Consider the following 19513-nt stretch of genomic DNA (forward strand, 5'->3'; position numbering starts at 1 on the left):
GCCTCACTGGATGATGTCGAGCACCTGCTGACCCGGGGCGGCGTAGAACAGGAACTTGAACGACGGTGAAGATTCCCCCTCCGCGCGCTCCAGGCCGATGACGGTGCCCGGGTTGACGGGCTTGGGGAAGGACTGCATGCCGAGCAGATGGGCCGCCAGGGCGCCCATGGACGGCTGGTGACCCACGAGGACGAGGTTCTCGTCGGCGTACTCGGTGAGCACCGGCTCCACCGCGCCCACGGGCATGTCGGGCAGCAGGCAGCGATGCACCTTCAGCGGGCCCTCGAACCTGGCGGAGATGGAGAGGATCTGCGCTGTCTGCACCGTGCGAACCAGCGGGCTGGTCAGGATGCGCCCCACGGGACCAATGCGCTCGGTCAGCGAGGCGAAATGCTGGGCGGTGCTGGCGCGAGACTTCGCGGTGAGGGCGCGTGCCTCGTCACCGAGACCCTCGGGGATCTCCGCGTCCGCGTCCGCGTGCCTAACCAGGAAAAGCCTCAAATTCCCTCCACCGCTTTCGACAGAACCGCGGTTCGTACACGAGCGCGGCGGGGTTGGTCAAAGGTAATGCGGCGATTGTTCAGTGGCCGGAACAACCCCACCGTGACAGACAGAGGCGGGACGCCTCTCACCGCCCAGGTTGCAGGAGCATACATGAGGGGCTGACATGTCTCGTCTGGAGGAACGCGCGTGCGCAAGCTGCTGTGGGGACTGTGGGTGCTCGTGGCCTTCTCGGCCTGCAAGAAACCCGAGGACGCCTCCGGGTCGCCCGCCGGGGTGGTGGACGAGCAGGCTCCCAGCGCCGCCGACAGTGTCGTGGAGGCCGGCCCCTACCCGGTGACGAAGGAGAAGCTGGACGCGTACGTGGGCTACCAGCGGCGCATGCTGGAGGTGTACGGCTCGCTGATGAAGGGCCTGCAGAACCTGGGGGCGCTGGTGGACGCCGGTACCCCGGAGGCCATGGCCGCCGCGCGCGAGGGCCTGAAGGTGGTGGAGGCCAAGGCCAAGGCGGAGGCCGAGGCGCGCCGCGAGGCCCAGCTCTCCGAGGCGGACGTCAACGGCATCGCCGAGGTCGTCACCGCCGTCATCAGCCAGCGGCAGCTGGGGCGCACGCTCCAGTACGAAGAGGAGCTGAAGAAGCTGGAGGCGCTCCAGGCGAAGCTGCCGCCCGAGCAGCAGCAGGGCATGGCGCCCCAGGTGGCGTCGATGCGCGCCCAGGTGGAGGCCTTCCAGACGCTGGCCGACGCCCGCAGAGCGCATGGCGATGCGAACGTCGACGTCGTCCTGACGCGCGAGGAAGACCTCATCCAGAACTATCAGGAGATGATTCGCGTCTTCACCGGCACGCGCCGGTGAAGACGGGCACGGCCCGCTTGCCTCAGACGCGCTTGAGGTGCGGGGCCTGCTTGAAGAGCTGCGCCAGGTAGACGTCGGCGACCTTCTCCATGACGGTGTTGCCGCGCAGGCGCTGCCGGAGGTTGACGAAGTCCACCTGGTCCAGCCGCTGGTCCTGGTTGTAGCAGGAGAACACCCACGTCTCCTTGCCCGTCACCGGGTCCACGTGCCGCTGGAGGCACTGGGCGCAGATCTCCTTCATCATGCACTGCATCGGCGAGTTGATGGAGCCGATGGCCTCATGCCCCGGCTTGAGGTGCGGCTGGAGGACGCCGTGCCGGGCCTCGGCCACCGCGCGCATCATTCCATCCGAGCCAATGGCGATGATGCGGTCCACGTCCGCCAGGGGGACGACGGGCGCGGGGCCCAGCTTGCCCTCCGCGTAGGCCACCATCGCCTGCACCACGTTGCCCCGGAACGTCGAGTCCTGCGGCCGGCGCGGCGCAATCGTGTCCCCGGTGTCCACGGACCACACAATCTGGTCCGTGCCGGCCTCGATTTCGTCGTGCTTGAAGGAGTCCGACTTCTGCCGGTAGCCGGCGAAGTACACGACGCGGCAGCCGGCCGCCTTGAGCGAGCGGGCGATGGAGAAGAGCACCGCGTTGCCCAGGCCGCCGCCCACGAGCACCACCGTCTCGTCGTGGCCAATCTCCGTGGGCGCGCCGGTGGGGCCCATCAGCACCACGGGCTCACCGGGCTTGAGCGCGGCGCACAGGCGCGAGGACGAGCCCATCTCCAGCACGATGGTGCCCATCAGCCCCTTCTCCTTGTCCACCCAGGCGCCGGTGAGGGCCAGGCCCTCCATGGTGAGGCGCACGCCGTCCACCACGGGCGCGTTCCGCTCGAAGTTCTGCAGCCGGTAGAACTGGCCGGGGGAGAAGTGGCTGGCCGCGAAGGGCGCGCGCACCACCACCTCGACGATGGTCGGCGTCAGCCGGTTGACGGCCACCACGGTGGCGGTGAATGCCTCGTCCAGCTTCGCGAAGTGCTCGGCGCGGCGCGCGTCACGCGCGGCCTGGGCCCCCTCGTCGGTGAAGTCGAGCGCGGCCACTTCCTTCGCGTACAGCCGCGCCACCTGCGGGTGCCCGTCCTTCGCGCTGGCCATGGCCTTCACCACGTTGCCCGCGTAGGTCGGGTGGTTGTCGCCGTAGAAGGAGATGAAGCGGCCGTCCTGCTGGTACGACGTGAAGAAGCCCGTCTTCGCCGCCGGGTCCTCCTTCGCCTTCACGGGCGCCAGCGAGAAGCCGTCCTGCGCATCCACCAGCTCGTGGCTCTGGAAGTACTCGCCGCGCGCGTCGAGCTGGAAGGTGCCCGGGTATTCCTTTTCGTAAGTGACGTTGGGGGACGTGCCGGCGGCGACGCACACCGTGCGCGCGGGCAGCTCGAAGAACTGGCCGCTGCCCTTGAGCTTGCCGTCCACCGTCACCATGCGCTCGAAGCGCAGCGCGCGCACCGCGCCGGAGGCGTCCGGCAGGGCCTCCACCGGGCTCATGCGCTCGATGAAGCGGATGCCTTCCTCCAGCGCCTTCGACACCTCCTCATGGTTGAGGCGGTAGGCGGGGGACTCGGTGAGGCCGCGGCGGTAGACGAGGCTGACGCCGCCCCACGCGCGCACCAGCTTGATGAAGTCCGGGTCGCGGCCCAGGGCCTCCGCCTTCTGGCGCTCCTCGCGCACGGCGCGGCCGTGCTCCAGGAACGTCTGGTAGGTGACGCGCTCGTCCGCGTCGAGGCGGGCCAGCACGGCCTCCTCGCCCACCTGGGACACCAGCTTCTCGTGGCGGGCGAGCGCCTTCTCCACCTGCACCGGGTAGTACGCCATCAGCTCCGTGGCGGTGTCGACGCCGGTGAGGCCGCCGCCGATGACGATGGCGGGCAGCTGCACCTGGAGGTTCGCCAGCGAGTCCTTCTTGAACGCGCCGCTGAGCTGGAGCGCCATCAGGAAGTCACTGGCCTTGCGGATGCCCCGGATGAGGTTGTTCTTCATCCCGATGATGGTCGGGCGGCCCGCGCCAGCGGCGATGGCGATGTGGTCGAAGCCCAGCGCCCACGCGTCCTCCACCGTGAGGGTGCCACCGAAGCGCACGCCGCCGTGGATGCGGAAGCTCTCCCGGCGCGCCAGCGTGAGGTGGATGAGCGTGAGGAAGTTCTTGTCCCAGCGCACGGTGATTCCGTACTCGGACACGCCGCCGAAGCCCTCCAGGATGCGCTCATCCAGCTCGGTGGTGAGCGCGGACCAGTCACGGATGGGCCGGAGCGCGTGGCCGTTGCGGCCCACGAGCGCGTCGGGGAAGGGCTCAATCTTGAGGCCGTCAATCCCCGTGACGCCGAAGCCCTCGTTGAGCAGGTAGTGCGACAGCGTGTAGCCGGCGGGGCCCAGGCCCACCACCAGCACGTTGCGGCCCACGTAGGGCAGCGCGTACGGGCGGCGGACGTTGAGCGGGTTCCACCGCGTGAGCAGGCCGTAGATTTCGAAGCCCCACGGCAGGTTCAGCACGTCCGTGAGCGTGGCCGTCTCCGCCAGGGGGATGTTCACCGGCTCCTGCTTCTGGAAGATGCAGGCCTTCATGCAGTCATTGCAGATGCGGTGACCGGTGCCGGGGCACATCGGGTTGTCGAGCGTCACCATGGCCAGCGCGGCCACGGAGTTGCCTTCCCGCTTGAGCAGGTGTGCCTCGGAGATGCGCTCGTCGAGCGGGCACCCGTTGAGGGGGATGCCCAGCGGGTTCTTCTTGTAGTGGTGTCCCTCGGCCACCGGGTCCTTGGCGGGGAAGCCCTTGGTGCACGAGTCCTTCTGCCGCTCGTGGCAGAGCACGCAGTAGTCCACCTCGTTCATCACGTCGCGCGAGGTGCCCCGGCGGTCGGTGAGCTTGAACCCGTCGCGGTGGCGCAGGTGGTGCTCCAGGCCCTCGGTGGCCTCGGGCAGCGCGTTGTCCGGACGCTGGAGGTGGACGAGCTGGTCGAACACCAGCGGCTTGGGAATCCGGTGGGTGGGCCAGGCGTGGAAGAGGTCCTTCGTCTCCGGGTGGAGCGCCCGCGCGTACGTCCAGCGGTCCGCCAGCGACAGCAGCGCGCGCACCGACTGGAGCTCCGCGGCGTCATCGCCCTGCGTGACGAGGCTGGAGCCGAAGGCGTCCTGGCCCTCGGGCGTGGACAGCAGCACCTCACGCAGCGCGGACCAGCGGGCGCGCAGGGCCTCCGCCTCCCCCTGCCGCTCGGCGGGCAGCGCGTTGGAGAACAGGCGCTCCAGGTCCATCAGCGAGAGGACGGACTCCGCCAGGCCCCGCTCCAGGTCCCCGGTGGCCAGCGCCTCCGGGAAGCCCAGCTGGAGCATCAGCCGCATGCGCGCGTCCAGCGAGGGGAACTCCGCCAGCGCCGGGCGGTCCGCGGCGCCCTTCTTGAAGACGCGGCGGGTGATGAACTCGCGCTTGAAGTCGAAGAGCGGCAGCTCGCCCTTGAGGCGGCCGGACAGGCGCTCCAGCTCCTGCTCCACGCGGAAGAGGCGCGAGACGAAGCGCGACACGTGGCGCGACACGCGGACGAGCAGGTCCGACTCCGCGGCGCCGCTGACGCTCTTGCCGCCGGACTCGCGGTACGCGGCGAAGGCCTGGAAGAGCTCGGGCTCAGCCTCGGCGAGCTGCGCGTCGAAGCGCTCCGCCAGCCGGCGCAGCCCAGCGGGGCGATACAGGTCCTCGAAGACAAAGCCCGGCAGGCCCAGGGTCAGAGGAGGGGTGGGGTCGGAGGGCAGGTCAGTCAAGGCGCGCATGTCACGAACAGTGTGGGAGGAACCTGGGGAAACAGCTTCCAGGCGGGACCTATTTCGCGGGGTGCCGTCCGGAAATCAAGCGGGCTTGTCACTGTACGTGAGGCTCGCCTTCGGGCAACGCGTCCCGGTGGGTAGGCAGGGACACACGCTCCAGGCGCTGACGCAGCTGCAGCAGTCCCCAGAACATGCGCGCCGCGTCGAGCCCCGGGATGACCTTGGAACCCCCGAAGTCCTCCCAGTCGATGGGGACCTCCAGGAAGCGCGCGCCCTGGCGCTTCAGCAGCACCAGCAGCTCCACGTCCAGCAGCCAGCGCTGCTCCTGGAGTACGTCCAGGAGTGGCCGCAGCAGGTCCGCGCGGATGAACTTCACCCCGCACTGGGTGTCGTAGAAGTGGAGCTTGAAGTTCGCATCCGTGAGCGTGGCGAAGACGCGACCCTGTAGGTGCCGGTGGAGGCTGCGCACGACGCGGCGTCCGGCCATGAGGATGCGCGAGCCGGCCAGGACGTCCACGTTCCGCGCCATCTCCGAGGCGCTCAGCGCCACCAGCCGGTGGAACTCCTCGGCGTTGATGGCGCCATCCGCGTCCAGGAAGGCCAGCCACGTGACGCCCGCTGACGCGTGACGCCAGCCGAGCCGGATGGCCGAGCCCTTTCCCTGGTTGCGAGGCGCCGCCACGTAGGTGAACTGGTGCCGTGCCCCCGTGCTGGCGAGGTGGGCCTGGGCCGCCTCTACGCTGGCGCGCTGGCGTTCGGCGTGCTCGGGCGCGCTGCCATCGTCGACGACGACGAACTCCACCGGCGGGGCGCTCCGCTCCAGGAACACGCGCGTGAGCTCCGCGACGAAGCGAGGCAGCCGCTGGCCCTCGTTGTAAGCGGGGATGACGACGCTGACGGAGGGCCCATGCACGCGTTCGATTGAGCACAGGTGCGGATGAGCCGTCAATGCAGGGGGGCGGCATATCCCCGCCTCGCACGCACCAGCTCACACGGCCCGACGTCCGGGCGCGCGCCCTGTTCTGGCGGCCTGGGGCAGGCGCCGTGCCCCTCATGGGGGTGGTGCTCAGCGGGCCTTCTTGCCGCGGCGCTTCTTCTGGCCGGAGGCGTTCCGGCGCGGCGGAGCCTCCGCCGAGGGCTGTGCGGGAGCGGAGGGCGCGGCCTTCTTCGCGCGGGCCGTTTTGCTTCGGGCTGGCGCACCCGCGGCGGGCGCCGGTGCCTGCGCGCGGGCGGCCGGCGCACGGGGCGCCGAGGTCGAGTCCACTTCCGGAGAAGCCGCGCCCACTGGCTGCTTGGGCCGTGCTGGCTTCCGTGGATGGGCCTGGGGGGCACGCGGCTTGGGCAGCACGGTGTCGACCGCGGTCGCCGGCCGCGCCACGGGGGATGGCGTCGCTTCGTGCTCGCGCCGCTGTGCGCGCTCCTGCTGCCGCGGCGGCACCGCCGCTTCGGCGACCGCGGGGACTGGACGTGCCCGGAGCGCCTCCACCTCGCGACGCAGGCGGAGCACCTCGGCGGACAGCTGCGCGTAGGAGTCGCGCACGTGCCCGTTGAACACGCGCTGCCTGCCGAGCGCCTCGTTGATGAACACCTGGCACGACTTGCGGAAGGCCCACTTGGCCAGCAGGACGACTTGTCCCACGCCACCCCGGTGGGTGTGCAGGGGGAGGGCGCGCGTGGCGTCCGCGTATTCCTCCAGCGCATGCAGGTTGAACGTCAGCGGCTCCACCCGGGGCTCCACGCCTTCGGCAGGCAGCTCCACTTCCTCGGAGGTGGGGAGGCCGCGCGTGCGCAGGCGCTCCTCGATGCGGGCAATCAGCTCCCGCGCGGGGATGTCCCGTCCCAGTAACTTCATTGGCGCTTCTCCTCGAGGATGCGTTGCATTTCTTCCCGGTAGGCCGCCACCACCTGCGGCCAGCCCTGCTTCTTCACGTACGCCAGGCCCCGCTTGCCCATAGGCCCACGCTCCGAGCCCACCTCGCGCAGGCCCTGGATGAACGACTCCAGGTCCGTGTACGCGCGGCCCGCGCCGCTGCGCTCCACCTGTCCCACCAGCACGTCCGAGCGCCCATTCACCAGCACGGGGGTGCCCTGGGCGAAGGACTCCAGCGTCAGCAGCGACAGGCTCTCGTAGCGGGACGGCACCACCACCGCCAATGCCCCCGCCAGCGCGTCGTGTTTGTCCTGCTCGTCGATGCGGCCCAGGTAGCGCACGCCCTCGCCGGACAGCGCCATGTTGGTGTCTCCCGCGAGCACCAGGTCCGGCGCGTCCTCGAACCGCTCCTTCAGGGCCTGGTGGTACTCCAGCAGCTCGGGCACGCCTTTGCCCGGCTCCTGCCGGCCGATGTAGAGCAGGTAGTGCCGGTGGAGGCCGTGCTTCTCCTTGAAGCGCGCGCCGTCCGCCCGAGGCCGGTCCACGCCCACGCCCACCACCCGCGTGGGCGCGTGATTCGGGAAGAGCTTCTCGATGAGCGTGTGCTCCTCCGGCGTGAGGCAGAGCAGGGCGCGCGGGCGCTCGAAGACGTCCCGGTACACACCGAAGCGGACGGGGGCCTCGTCATGCGTGGTGGGCACCAGCAGGGCCCGGTCCGCCACCAGCGGCAGTCCCCACACCGTGGGCGCGTAGAGGTAGGTGAAGAAGAGATAGCCGTCGTAGGCGTCGCGCTCGGTGGCCAGGTGGTGCAGCAGGCCGGGGCACATGGGGCCCTGCTCGGCCACCCACTGCTCTTCGCGCAGCCGCTCGTTGCGCTTGTCGAACACCTGCCGCGACAGGCCGTTGAAGCCTCGGATGTTGCGCACCCGCGTGGACGGGAAGCGCAGCACGTTGATGCCGTCCACGACGTCGGGCCCGGGGGCAAAGGCGTTGTCCCACTCGAGGTGGTTCTTCGCGCAGGTCGTCAGCACGGTGAGGTCCCAGTGCGGCGCCAGGTGCTCGGCCATCTGCGCGGCGAGCTTCTCCGCGCCGCCCGTCACCTCGCCGTAGCGCTGCACCACCAGCGCCACCCGGGGACGCTCGGGGACCTTCCGCGGCTTCGTGGGCGCGGGGCGGGGGAGCACCGTCTCCAGCGCCTTCGTGAAGGCGGTCTGCACGGAAGGCGCGGAGAAGTGCTCCAGCCGCCGCGTCTGGCCGGCGATGACGGGGCCTCGCAGGGCCGGATCCTCGCTCAGGTCCACCGCCAGCTCCGCGAGGAAGGCGAAGCGCTTCTGGTCAAAGGCCACGCCCGCGCCGCCCAACGTCTCCGGCACCGCGGCGGCCGCGTAGGCCAGCACGGGGACCTCGGCGGCCATGGCCTCGATGAGGGGGACGCCGAAGCCCTCATGCTCGCTCATGGAGACGTAGACGGAAGCGGAGCGGTACGCGGCCACGAGCTGCGCGTGGCTCAGGCGTCCCAGGAAGCTCACGCCGCGCAGGCCGCGCGCCTCCCGCTGGAGCATGCGGAAGTACCGGCTGCCGGGCTCGTAGCCGCCCACCATCAACAGGCGCGCCTGGGGCCGCAGCCGCAGCACTTCGCGGTGGAGCGCGAGCAGGTCCTCGAAGCGCTTGTGCGGCATGACCCGGCTCACGCCGAGCAGCACGGGGCCTGGACCCTCAAGCCGCTGGAGCAGCTTCGCGTCCGCGCTGGCGCGGGAGAATCGCTCCGGTTCGATGAAGAGGGGCACCGTGTGGACGTTGCGGTAGCCCGCGGCGCGCAGCTCGGCGGCGTTGAAGTCCGACACGCCGATGGCCACCTCCGCGAAGGGGGCCATCGCGGCGAGCTGGGCCCGCCCCGCCACCAGCGCGTCCGCCAGCGGCAGCCCTTCGTAGAAGCGTGCGGGGCTGATGTTGTGGAAGACGACGCCGCGACGGCAGGGCAGGTGCATCAACCGGCTGCTGAGCGGAGAGGCGATGCCATGGTGGTAGAGGACCAGGTCACCGGGCGCGGGACGCAGCGCGGACGCGGGGCTGGCCAGCCCTTCGAGCCCCGGGCCCACCTCGTCCGCGTACAGCGCGCCCGCGTGCCCCGTGCGGCGCAGCAGGAGCTGCAGGTGCAGCGCGGCCTGCCCGGTGGCGTCGCCGGGGACAAAGCTCGGTATCAACTGGTGGATCGCCATGCGGGTCCTGCCTATCACACGCTCGTGGTATGAGGCGCACCGTGTCCATGAGCCCCATCGCCTTCGACGCGACACTCTGGGACGAGCCGACCACCGGCATCGGCCTGTACACCCGTTGCCTGGCCTCCGCCCTGGAGGCGCTCGGCGTCCAGCTCATCCGCATGGGGGCGCAGTCCTCTGGCGAGGCGCCTCGCGCGAAGGCCGGGCGCACCGCCTGGACGCTGGGAAGCTTGCCGCGCGTGCTCCAGGGCTCGGACGCGCCGCTGTACCACGCACACGGCAACTTCAACCTGCCCCTCATCCGCGCGCCCGGCATGAAGTACGTGCTGACGGTGCACGACTTGATTCCGCTGCTGATGCCGGAGACGGTGTCGTCCGCGTTCCGCTGGCAGTTCCGCCTGTGGCTGTCGCGCAGCCTGATGGTGGCGGACCAGGTGGTGTGCGTGAGCGAGCGCACGCGGCAGGACCTGCTGGCCCGCTACCCGGAAGCGGAGTCGCGCACGGTGGTGGTGCCCAATGGCGTGGACCACGTCCATGCGCCAGCCCTGGACGACACCAGCAAGGACTTCCTACGCGCGCTCTCCTTGCCGAAGGAGTACGTGCTCTACGCGGGCTCGCTCGACGTGCGGAAGAACGTGGACCTGGTGCTGGACGCGTTGGAGCGGCTGCGACCGCGGGGGCGGCCCGTCTCGCTGGTGCTGGCGGGGCAGAGCTGGTTCGGCGCGGGTCGCGTGGAGTCGCGCATCTCCCGGATGCGCTCGGAGGGGTTCGAGGTGCGCTCGCTCGGCTATCAGTCCGACGCCGTGTTCTACGAGCTGATGCGCCGCGCGGCCGTGTTCGTGTTCCCCTCTCGCTACGAGGGATTCGGACTGCCTCCGCTGGAGGCGATGCGGCTGGGGACGCCCACCATCGTCTCCACCGCGGGCTCGCTGCCGGAGGTCTGTGGCGACGCCGCGCTGAGCGTGGGGCCCGACGACGCGAACGGGCTCGCGAGGGCGTTGGACCGGCTGCTCCACTCGCCGGAGGAACGGCGGGCGCTCGCGGAGCGAGGAAGGGCGCAGGCCGCGAAGTTCACCTGGAAGCGGACCGCCGAGGGCACCTTGGCGGCGTATGAGGCCGCGCTGCGGCGATAAGGAGACGTATGCGAACGCTCGTCTGGAGTGGGGTGATGTTGTGCGGACTGCTCGCGGGCTGCGCGAGCCGGCAGGAGATGGGCACCGCTCCGGTGGAACCGCCGTCCACCGAGGCCGAAGCCGGGGCCAGCGCCGGGGTGCCAACGCCGGCCCCTGAGGACACGCAGGCCACTCCGACGTCGCCTGCCGGGGACGGCGAGGCGAAGGCCGCCGTCCAGCCGTTGGTGGTGATGCCCAAGCCCGAGCCGAAGGACCCCATCAACATCCGAAGCGCCCAGGTGGACGGCGGCATCCTGTCGCTGGCCGTGATGCATGGCGGAGGCTGCGCCGAGCACACGTACACGCTGGCCTGGGACGGAACGCTTCAGCCGGGCGCGGACGGGACGCCGGTGGCGAACCTGGTGCTGGTACATGACGGGAACAATGACATGTGCAAGGCGCTCCTGCGGGCCACGCCTCGCTTCGACGTGTCCTCGGTGTCGCAGCGCTTCGGGGCGCAGTTCGGGAAGACCTCGGGCACGGTGAACCTGGTCCTGCCGGACCAGGCTCCCCTGCGCTACGACTTCTGAGCCCTACGCTTCAGCGGGGGACGCCTCGGTGACGCCCTCCGCCAGCAGGTCCTCACGCAGCTTCGTGAGGACCTTGCCCAGCAGATTCAGTCCTCGCCACTTCGCGGGGTGATGGATGCGCGGGTCCTCCGCACTCAACCCCACACCCCAGATGCGATCCATGGGGCTGGCTTCCACCAACTCCGTGCCCGCGGTGACCAGGAGCGCTTTCAGCAGCGCCGGGCTCTGGGTGAACTTCGCGCGGTTGCCCTCGTAGACGATGCGCTCACGCGCCTTCTCCCAGCGCACGTTGTCGAAGTCTCGGACCTTGCGGCCCAGGGCCTTGTGCGTCTTGGGCGACCTCGATGACAGGATGCTCGCCAGCGCCTCGTTGTCACCGAAGAGCCGCGCCTTGCCCGCCATCATGTACTGCTCAGCGCACACGTAGCGCGCGCCGTCCACGACGAAGTCGGAGCGGTGCCACTGCGAGAAGGGGGAGTGCGCCTGCCAGAAGAAGGTGAACCGCTGCTGTCCTGCTTCACTCATGGGCGACCTCAGGAATGGTGTTGATTGTACACTAACGATGGTGGCCCGGCGACCTGACAAACGTCGCTACACTGCCCTACCTTCATGACGCTCTCCGACGCCCTGGCGCTGCTGGAACACTGCTTCACCGGGCTCGCGGAAGGCGCCCCCCGGCTCCGCGAGCAGGAAGACGGCCGCTTCGCCCTCCGCCCCAGCGCCGTGTGGCTGGAGTACCGCTGGTACGTCCATGAACGGGGGATGGCGGAGGTCTTCCTCAAGTGGCCTCGCGTCTCCACCGAACAGTGTGTCGCGGCCGAGGCCACGGTGCTGCGCGTCCATGTGCTCGGCGTGTCACCCACGCTTTCCGAGCGAGCGGGGAAACTGCTCGTGGGTGGAAAGCCATCGAGAGATCGCATCATGGACCTCTTCGGTGATGACGGCGTGCGCCGGGAGTGCGTCTGCGTGGGCCGGACGAACGTCACCGTGGAGCACTGGGAGCCGCGGCCCGGCCCGCGCCCGCTGCTGGACGATGCGCGCTTCACCGCGCTGGCCGAGGCGCTGGAGGCACCGGACGCCACGCCCGAGGCACGTCATGAGGCGGTGCAGCGGCTGGCCGACGAACGAAGCCCCCGCGTCGTGGCGGTGCTGCTCGCGCTGGTGGCGCGCAAGTCCTCGCTGATGGCGCTGCGGGTGTTGTCGGAGTGGGGCGTGATCGAGGCGCGCGGGGCACTTCAGCGGGACCTGGCCCTGGTGCGGCCCGACAACCCCGCCGACCTGTGGACCTTCACGGCGCTGGAGCGGCGGCTTCAGGCCTGGGCGGCCCTTCAGGGGCATGGGGGGACCTGAATCGTCCCTCCCGTCACCTGTCCGCGCTCAACGTCGATGAGCCAGTAGCCTTCACGGCCCGCCTGCGTGGAGGAGCCGGCGCCGAACACGTGGGGGTGCTCGGCGGTGGCCGGGTGGTGGAAGCGGTGGTGGATGTGGCCATGCAAGATGGCGTGACGGGGCCCGCGGAGCAGCTTGCAGAGGTCGGGGCCGTCACTCAATCCCCAGGGCCCCAGGGCCGCCGTGCCTTGGGGCTTCAAGGGCGCGTGGTGTACGACGACGAGGAGGGCCCGGCTCGCGAGCCGGACGTCGCTGACAATCGCCGCCAGTCCGTCCAACTGCTCGGGGCCGATGACCCCGCGAGAGAGGCCCGGCAGCGGTGGCACCCGGGCCGAGCAGAGGCCAACGACGGCGGCGTCCTCGCCCACGAGCCGGACGAAGGGAAAGGCACCTTCCCGTTGGTGCTCGGGCAGGTCGCTCTCCAGCAGGTGCCCGAAGTAGCGCTCGAAGCGCCTGCCGCGAGCGCTGCCCGGTGTGTACACGTCGTGGTTGCCGGGGATGACGGTGCAGCGGCCGCGGTCCTCCGCCAGCGCACCCAGCGCGTCCCGTGCCCCCTGGAACTCGAGGTCGAGCGCGCAGGCCGTCAGGTCTTCCGAGAGGATGAGATGGTGCGCGCCGTGTGCCGGCATGGCGCGCGCGATGGCGGAGAGCGTGCGAGGCGCTTCGTCGTAGGCGCGCGCCCGCCCCGCTGCCAGCAGCTCTGGCAGCGCCAGCCAGCGCCGCCAGCCCAGCCGGCGCAGGGGCAGCGCCCGGTAGTCGGCGGTGACGTGGACATCCGAGCAATGAAGAAAGCGCATGGCGGGCGCTGGAGGCGATGCCGGGACACCACGGTCATGAACCGGCACCGCCGTGTCAGCCGGTGATTAGAGTGCCTGACAGAGGGCGTTGCCGAGGGTGCGCGTATCCCAGTAGCGGATGCCGCAGCCGTAGCCCGGGCCGTCCATGGCGCCGCCACCCGCCAGACGCGCGACGTCCCACGTCCCCAGCAGCGCGCAGACCTCGCTCTGACGGGCCTCGGCCTCGGTCGGCGCCAGCAGGGCCGTCCCCGGGGCGCAGGGCTGGTCTCCCACGACCTCGACGAACGTCAACTGCGCGCAGAGAGTCTCCCCCATCGAGCGGGTGTCGACGTCACGGATGCCGCAGCCGTAGCCCGGGCCGTCCATGGAGCCGCCGCCAGCGAGCCGGACGATGTCCCAGGTGCCCAGCTGCGAGCAGATGTCGCTCTGGCTGGCACGGGCGACCATCGGGCTGACCACCGTGAGCCCCGCCGGACAGACGCCGTCGCCGGTGACCTCGCTGAACTGTTGCACCTGCTTGCAGAGGCTTTCGCCCATGCCGCGCGAATCCACCGTCCGAATGCCGCAGCCGTAGCCCGCGCCATCCATGGAACCGCCGTTGGCAAGTCGCACGATGTCCCACGTGCCGAGCATGGCGCACAGGGTGGATTGGTTCTCCCGCGCCTCTTCGGGAGAGGCCAGCGTGTAGCCCGAGGGGCACGCCGTGTCGCCTAGGACGTTGTAGACCTGCCCGGCGAGCGACGCCTGCGCCTCCTGGGTCGTGTCCGCGGGCGTGTCCTGCGCGGGCGTGCCGCATCCGGCAAGAGAAAGCGCCAAACCAAAACCAGACAACAGGACGGAGATTGCGCGCTGATTCATATTGACCTCGTGAAGGGTGGTTGCATGCGGAGCCCGGGGATGTGCCTCGGGGTCCGGGGCGCCGACATGAGCAAGACTCATACCGTGAGTGTGTTGCTGTTTGTCTTGGGAGCATGGGCCTGCGAAGTCTTGAAGTGGATGGCGGGCGCGTCCGTGGGGGACGCAATCGCGTTCTCCGGGAACGCCTCATGTATGGGGTTTCCCGTGCAACGAAAGACAGAGTGCGCGCGCACGGTTCGTGAAAGGAAATCTCCCAGGACAGGGGGAGCGCATGCGGGTGCGGCACGTCGCCATTGGGGCGAGTCATGAGGTGTATGCATCGGGAGAGGCCGCGCTGGCGGCAGCCGTCACCCGGCGCGTGGGGGACCGGTTGGCGCGGGAGCGTCAGGCGCGGCTGCCCCCGCGCTATCGAAGATGGCGGGTGTTGGAGACCACGCCCCTGCTGCGTTCAATGGAAGGCGGGCTGGATGACACCAAGTTCCTCTACCCGGTGCTCGACAACCTCCCGCTCATCGTCTTTCCGCTGCTGGCCCATGCGCTGACGGGGGGCCAGGTCAGCGTCCATGGGCCTCGTGAGGTCTGTCACGTGGTGGAGGTGGTCCGCGACTTCCTCCTGGAGGAAGGCCACATCGACGAACGGAGCCGCGTCGTGGCGGTCCAGGAGGACCTGGGCGATATCTCCCTCTTCCGCTCACTCCAGCGGTCCACCGAGGGCCTTTCCGCCAGCGCCGAGGCGCCCCTGCTCTGGTCCGCCGGAGACCTGGTGCTGGCGTACAACGCCTATCCCTGGCTGAGGGACCGGCATCTCGCCAGTCATGCGCTCATCCTCAACCTGAACGCGCGCCAGGTCGTCTTCCCTCCGAGCCGCGCGGAGCTCTTCGCGCGCAACTATCTGGACCGCATGCGGCTGGACGACGGGAAGGAAACCCTCGTCGACGTGAAGGAGCCCAACCTGCTGCTCTTCACCGGCGCGGGGCTCCAGGGGCTGGCGAAGGTGGACGGCTTGCGCAAGCCACCACCCGGAGAGACCTATATGAAGGTGCTGCTCCGCGGTGTGGGCAGAGTGGGGTGTCACGCGCCTCTGCGGGCGACGCTGGCCTTCCTCCGCTATGGCCTGAAGCGGGTGAAGGACAGGCTGGACGACGCGGAGGGCGTGTCACAGCGCCATGTCACGGCGCTTGCGAGCGCCTTCTTTGGCGTGCCCACCGTCGTGAAGGCGGAGAACACCGACCCCTTCTCCGTCAGGGATGGGGACAGCCTGGAGGACGTCTTCGGGTACTACCGCGCCTTCCTCCAGCCCATCGTGGACTCCAGGCCGACGAAGGAGGCGGGGTACCGCGAGCTGGCGCACTACCACCCGCACGCGGAGCTGCTCTACCGGCTCTCCCTCCGGCTCCGTCCGCTTCAGGCCGAGCTCCCGCTCTGGAGGCAGTGGCCGGAGCTCATCCGCGACAAGTGTGCCTCGCTGAACCAGCGCCTGGTCGCGGAGTTTCGGGGGCTGGGGTTGGCGGATGCGACGCCGCTCGTGCCTGAGTACTTCGATGCGACGGGAACCTTCCGGTGTCATCCCTTGCCTTCGGATGACCTGCGGGCCACCGGAGCCTTTCTCAGACAGGTCTACCTCCCTGCCTATGAGAGAGACAGGGCAAGCGCTCCGGGGCCGCGGGGAGCGCGCTTGCGGCTCGCACGCAGGCGCGTCGCAGGATGACGCGGGCAGGGGTGGGAAGGGCGGTATGTCCAAGCCCGCATGCTCGTACGGATTGTGAAGCGTGGCTTGGTATGCGGACTGCAATGCCAGCTGGTCATGGCCTTCAGAAAAGACGTGTTGACTCAGATTGCTGGCAGCTACTCGAATTTCTCCGAGCACCATAAAGACATCCGTTCGTTCTTCGAGATTGTCGGCGTCCGGTTCGCCATCCGCGAGTATGGCGTCAGCTTGAAGTGCCTCGCGGGCAACAAGCTGTTCTCCAACGCGAGCGGCTACCTGCTGTCGGATGACAGCTCGTACCCGTTCTATCTCTGGCTGCCGTCCTGGCTTGGCCGCTTCTATGTGGACCCGCTCCACGTCCCCGCGGGCACCGCGGTGGATGACAGCCGGGCACGGGACGTGAAGCTGCTGGCCTTCATCTGGATATGGCTGGGCTTCAATGACGCCTACGTGAGTGACGCCGCGGGGCCGGAGTGCTGGTTCGGCGTCGCCGAGCCCCGTCCCGAGGACCCGGACGAGCCGGTCGTCTGTACCGCGGACAAGATATGGAAGTACTTCCGCATCGAGCGCACCAGCCAGGGCGAGAGTGACGGATGGCTGAGCGGCGGCTTCCAGAAGAACGCCATCGGGTGTGACCTGAATGGCCGTTGGCACATGCGGCGCGTCCCGTTGGAGCAGCTCTCCAGCTACTACGCCATCGAGAAGCACGTCATCCGGCCGCTGGGGGAGAAGTTCAACGAGCTGTCGGGCGCCCTGGCCCCCATCGCCAAGACGGGGACGTGACGGGCGCCGCGCCTACCCGCGACGTTTGGGTCGGAGGTGCTCCGCGAGGTCCCTCGCCACCGTGGTGACGTCGGTGATGGCGCGGTAGCGCCCGGGGGTGAGGAGGAGGGCCCGTCCCAGCTCGACGCAAGCGCGCTCACAGCCGGCGCGGCGGTCAGGGGCGGCGATGCTCTCCAGGTCCAGGTTGTGCGCGAGCCCGAAGATGCGGCGGAGCATCTTCGCGCCCGCGAACGCCAGGCTTTCACTCAGCAGCCCCTGAAGCCAGCGCCGGCGCTCCTCGGTGAGCGCGCGCCGGTCGGCCGGTGAGGTGAACAGCGCGGAGGGATAGGCGTCGCCGCGGCCGTGCGCCTCCCAGAGCGCCAGGAACCCGTCGTGGAAGCCTGACCACATGTCCTCCAGCGTCTCCAGGACCCAGGCCTGATAGGGGGCGCGCGGCGCCGCATCGGTGGTGTGTCCCTCCTGGCTGAAGTAGTTGATGAGCAGGTTGGCCATCAGGGCGCCCACGTCGAACCCCATGGGGCCGTAGAAGGCGAACTCCTGGTCGATGACCCGCGTGTCCTCCTGCGTCACCATGATGGAGCCGGTGTGGAGGTCACCGTGGATGAGCGCCTCTGCCCGCGTCAGGTACTGGTGCTTGAGGCGGGACGCCGCCAGCTTCAGGTCCACGTCCTCACGGACCTCGGCCGCGAGGCCATCCAGCTGGGGCGAGGTCCACCGGTTGCGCGGGTGAAGCTGGTAGGGCTCCGTGAAGACCATGTCCTCCATGATCTGGCACATCGCGCTGTTGGCACTGAAGGTGGCCACCCGGCGCCGCTTCTCCGCCGCGGTGAGGGCCAGGTCGGAGGAGAAGAACAGCGAGCGGGCCAGGTAGTCCGCCAGGTGTCCGGCGAGGCGTGGGTAGCAGACGCCGGCGGTCATCCCCTTGCGGAGGATGATGTGCGGCGTCAGGCATTCGAGGACCAGGACATATTGCCTGGCGTCATGGTGGAGGACCTGGGGGACGCGCCCAGGGACATGGCGGCCGTGTTCGAGCAGCGCCTGATGTTCGAAGTGGATGCGCTCCAACGTCAGGGGCCAGGACTCACCCACCAGCCGGACGTAGGGCAGGGACTGCTTGACGCAGACGCTGCCGGCGGGGCCGTGGACCAGGAACACCTGGTTCACGTTTCCGTCGCTCACCTCCTGCGTGTGCCAGTCCGTCGCGCCGCCTCCCAGTTGCTTCGCGAGGTGGGGGTGGCTGGAGAGGTAGTCGGGCAGGCTCTGTTTCTGGAGAGGGCGGTAGCCCTCGGGCACGCTCAGCGCCATGGTTCAAACGCCTCCTCGTGAGGGGATTCGCTTCGCTGTCCCGCGCGGACCCAGGCGGGTGCCTTCGTGCCGGAGCCAGCCGGGCCAGCCGAGGCCCAGGTGGTCCTGCAGGGTGCACTCCGCGGTGGCCAGCGTGCCGTGCACCGAGCCCGGGTCATGGGACCAGCAGTCGCTGACGATGAAGACCTGCTCATCGGCGAGCGGCTTGCGCATCGCGGGGATGATGTCACCGGAGACGTGGTGCTCCCGCCAGACGTGCCAACCGCCTCCGTGGGGCGCGTCGGACCAGTCCTGGCAACGCGCGGCGACGGGCCAGGGAGCGTCCTGGACACCGTGGAGCTCCAGCAACATCGCGTGGGCACGCTCGACCATCCGGCGGCTGGCGGGAGCATCGGCGGGCAGGCTCGGCGCCTCCCGTGGCCCCTTCGCGTCCGGATACAGCTCGCCCGCGCGGAGGCCGCTCCAGTACGCCGCGTCGGTGCCGCTGGTGTACGACGCCAGGAGCACGGCGGGAGGGCGCTGCGTGTCGCCGCCGGCCCAGTACCAGAGCTGACGCAGTGGCAGGTCGGTGGTGCTGCGCCCTCGGGAGACGCCCGTCTGCTCCCACCAGGGAGACGGGTACGCGAGGAACAGCTTCACGGCCGGGACGGCGCGCACGCCGCGGAGGTTGCGATTCAGCGCCGCGTCCTCGAAGAGGAAGGTGTCCGGGTCGAGCGACTCCAGGGCGTGCTGCGGTAGCGCGAGCAGCACGCAGCGCGCCCTCACCCGGCGCGCCCTGCCCCCCTCCGGCGCCGCGAAGTGCAGCGTGTATGCGGGCATGTCACCGGCGCCCGGGTGCCTGTCGAGCCGGCGCAAGTGGTGGTGCGGCCACGTGGTGCCTCCCGCCGCCCGGTAGCGCGCGTGCAGCGCCAGGGGCAGGGCGTCGAAGCCGCCGAGGAGGCGCCGGTAGCGGCCGTCGATGGGGGCGTGGAAGAGCACGTCCAGCCAGTCCGCGACGTTCCCGTTCGCGGCGAGGTTGTCGTAGCCACCCGCATCCTTCACCAGTTGGATGGCCTCCTGTCCGAGCACCTGGCCGAGCAAGGTCCGCCACGACAGCGCGTGCAGCGGTGCTCCGTCGATTCGGGCGGCGGCCTTGCATTGGGTGTACTCCCGCTCCGAGGCGGTGACGTCCTCCCAGGCCTGACGCTCGAAGGCGGCGTGGTAGCGCGCGCGCAGGCCGCTGAAGCCGGGCAGCGCGGTGTCGGTGACGTGTTGCTCCAGGCCCGACGGCCCCAGTAGCCGCTCGGCCGAGCGCAGCCGGTAGGGGAGGGGGGTGGCGCTTCGCGCGAGCGCCGTCGTCTCCAGCTCCCGTTGCCGGAAGCGCCTGCCCCGCAGGTACGCGAAGTTCTCCGGCTGGCCGAACGAGAAGTCCGTCACCTGGTCCGCCAGCCCCAGGTGCTGGATGAGGTCGGCCACGAGGTGCAGTTGGTCGTGGAAGCGCATGCCTCCGAGGTCCGCGGCGACGTCCGGCAGGCCGGGCAGCCGGACCGACCACAACCGGCCTCCAAGGCGCCCCGTGCTTTCGTACAGCCCCACCCGGAGCTGCTCCCGGCCCTGGCGCAGCGCCGCGAGGGGGGAGTGCCCGTGGGGCGTGACACCTGCGAGGAGCCGGTAGCCGAGGTAGCACCCGCCCACGCCACCACCGACGATGGCGACGTCCACCTCATCCTGGGGGGCGTCGGGCGCCACGT

16 protein-coding genes are annotated in these 19513 nt (G+C 70.0%); 6 read left to right on the top strand and 10 right to left on the bottom strand.

Annotated elements, in window-relative coordinates; all coding sequences use genetic code 11:
- Positions 1-3: 3 nt before the first annotated feature.
- Complete coding sequence (locus HV826_RS23370; RefSeq protein WP_176419223.1) at positions 4-501, bottom strand: histidine phosphatase family protein; 498 nt, start codon at positions 499-501, stop codon at positions 4-6.
- Positions 502-690: 189 nt separating this feature from the next.
- Between HV826_RS23370 and HV826_RS23375 the strand changes: the two genes are divergently transcribed.
- Positions 691-1356, top strand: a complete 666-nt coding sequence (locus HV826_RS23375) for a hypothetical protein (RefSeq protein ID WP_176419224.1) — start codon at positions 691-693, stop codon at positions 1354-1356.
- Between the two features lie 22 nt (positions 1357-1378).
- On the opposite strand, the gene HV826_RS23380 is transcribed toward HV826_RS23375, so the two are convergent.
- The 4 genes from HV826_RS23380 to HV826_RS23395 form a co-directional block, all read right to left on the bottom strand.
- Positions 1379-5158 (bottom strand): FAD-dependent oxidoreductase, encoded by a 3780-nt coding sequence (locus HV826_RS23380; protein WP_176419225.1) that lies wholly within the window; start codon positions 5156-5158, stop codon positions 1379-1381.
- 88 nt (positions 5159-5246) lie between these two features.
- On the bottom strand, positions 5247-6065 hold the full coding sequence (locus tag HV826_RS23385) for a dolichyl-phosphate beta-glucosyltransferase (RefSeq protein WP_176419226.1): 819 nt from the start codon (positions 6063-6065) through the stop codon (positions 5247-5249).
- A 153-nt stretch (positions 6066-6218) separates the two neighbouring features.
- Positions 6219-7004, bottom strand: coding sequence for a hypothetical protein (locus tag HV826_RS23390; RefSeq protein ID WP_176419227.1), 786 nt, complete (start codon positions 7002-7004; stop codon positions 6219-6221).
- Positions 7001-9241: a glycosyltransferase family 4 protein gene (locus HV826_RS23395; RefSeq protein WP_176419228.1), complete on the bottom strand. Its 2241-nt coding sequence runs from the start codon at positions 9239-9241 to the stop codon at positions 7001-7003. Before HV826_RS23395 ends, HV826_RS23390 begins: the two co-directional genes overlap by 4 nt.
- A 47-nt stretch (positions 9242-9288) precedes the next feature.
- Between HV826_RS23395 and HV826_RS23400 the strand changes: the two genes are divergently transcribed.
- On the top strand, positions 9289-10374 hold the full coding sequence (locus HV826_RS23400) for a glycosyltransferase family 1 protein (RefSeq protein ID WP_176419229.1): 1086 nt from the start codon (positions 9289-9291) through the stop codon (positions 10372-10374).
- A gap of 8 nt (positions 10375-10382) precedes the next feature.
- A complete protein-coding gene (locus tag HV826_RS23405) occupies positions 10383-10943 on the top strand; it encodes a hypothetical protein (RefSeq protein WP_176419230.1) in 561 nt (186 codons plus the stop codon).
- A 3-nt stretch (positions 10944-10946) separates the two neighbouring features.
- Here the strand turns inward: HV826_RS23405 and HV826_RS23410 are convergent, their stop codons facing one another.
- Positions 10947-11468: an NADAR family protein gene (locus HV826_RS23410; RefSeq protein WP_176419231.1), complete on the bottom strand. Its 522-nt coding sequence runs from the start codon at positions 11466-11468 to the stop codon at positions 10947-10949.
- An 84-nt stretch (positions 11469-11552) separates the two neighbouring features.
- Here HV826_RS23410 and HV826_RS23415 point away from each other — a divergent pair, with 84 nt between their 5' ends.
- Positions 11553-12293, top strand: coding sequence for a hypothetical protein (locus HV826_RS23415; RefSeq protein ID WP_176419232.1), 741 nt, complete (start codon positions 11553-11555; stop codon positions 12291-12293).
- Here HV826_RS23415 and HV826_RS23420 read toward each other — a convergent pair.
- Together HV826_RS23420 and HV826_RS23425 are read right to left on the bottom strand one after the other, a co-directional pair.
- Positions 12272-13129, bottom strand: a complete 858-nt coding sequence (locus tag HV826_RS23420; protein WP_176419233.1) for a metallophosphoesterase — start codon at positions 13127-13129, stop codon at positions 12272-12274. The genes HV826_RS23415 and HV826_RS23420 overlap by 22 nt on opposite strands.
- Before the next feature lie 66 nt (positions 13130-13195).
- A complete protein-coding gene (locus HV826_RS23425; RefSeq protein ID WP_176419234.1) occupies positions 13196-13987 on the bottom strand; it encodes a hypothetical protein in 792 nt (263 codons plus the stop codon).
- Positions 13988-14258: 271 nt separating this feature from the next.
- Between HV826_RS23425 and HV826_RS23430 the strand changes: the two genes are divergently transcribed.
- Both HV826_RS23430 and HV826_RS23435 read left to right on the top strand, forming a co-directional pair.
- The gene (locus HV826_RS23430; RefSeq protein WP_176419235.1) at positions 14259-15695 is read left to right on the top strand and encodes a hypothetical protein; all 1437 of its coding nucleotides are present in this window, start codon (positions 14259-14261) and stop codon (positions 15693-15695) included.
- Between the two features lie 96 nt (positions 15696-15791).
- On the top strand, positions 15792-16478 hold the full coding sequence (locus tag HV826_RS23435; protein WP_176419236.1) for a hypothetical protein: 687 nt from the start codon (positions 15792-15794) through the stop codon (positions 16476-16478).
- A gap of 12 nt (positions 16479-16490) precedes the next feature.
- Here HV826_RS23435 and mtnK read toward each other — a convergent pair whose 3' ends face one another.
- A complete protein-coding gene (mtnK, locus tag HV826_RS23440) occupies positions 16491-17783 on the bottom strand; it encodes an S-methyl-5-thioribose kinase (RefSeq protein ID WP_176419237.1) in 1293 nt (430 codons plus the stop codon).
- Between the two features lie 3 nt (positions 17784-17786).
- Complete coding sequence (locus HV826_RS23445) at positions 17787-19511, bottom strand: FAD-dependent oxidoreductase (RefSeq protein ID WP_176419238.1); 1725 nt, start codon at positions 19509-19511, stop codon at positions 17787-17789.
- Positions 19512-19513: the final 2 nt, after the last annotated feature.

This window comes from Myxococcus sp. AM010 (assembly GCF_013372585.1).
GTDB classification, from domain to species: Bacteria; Myxococcota; Myxococcia; order Myxococcales; family Myxococcaceae; genus Myxococcus; species Myxococcus vastator.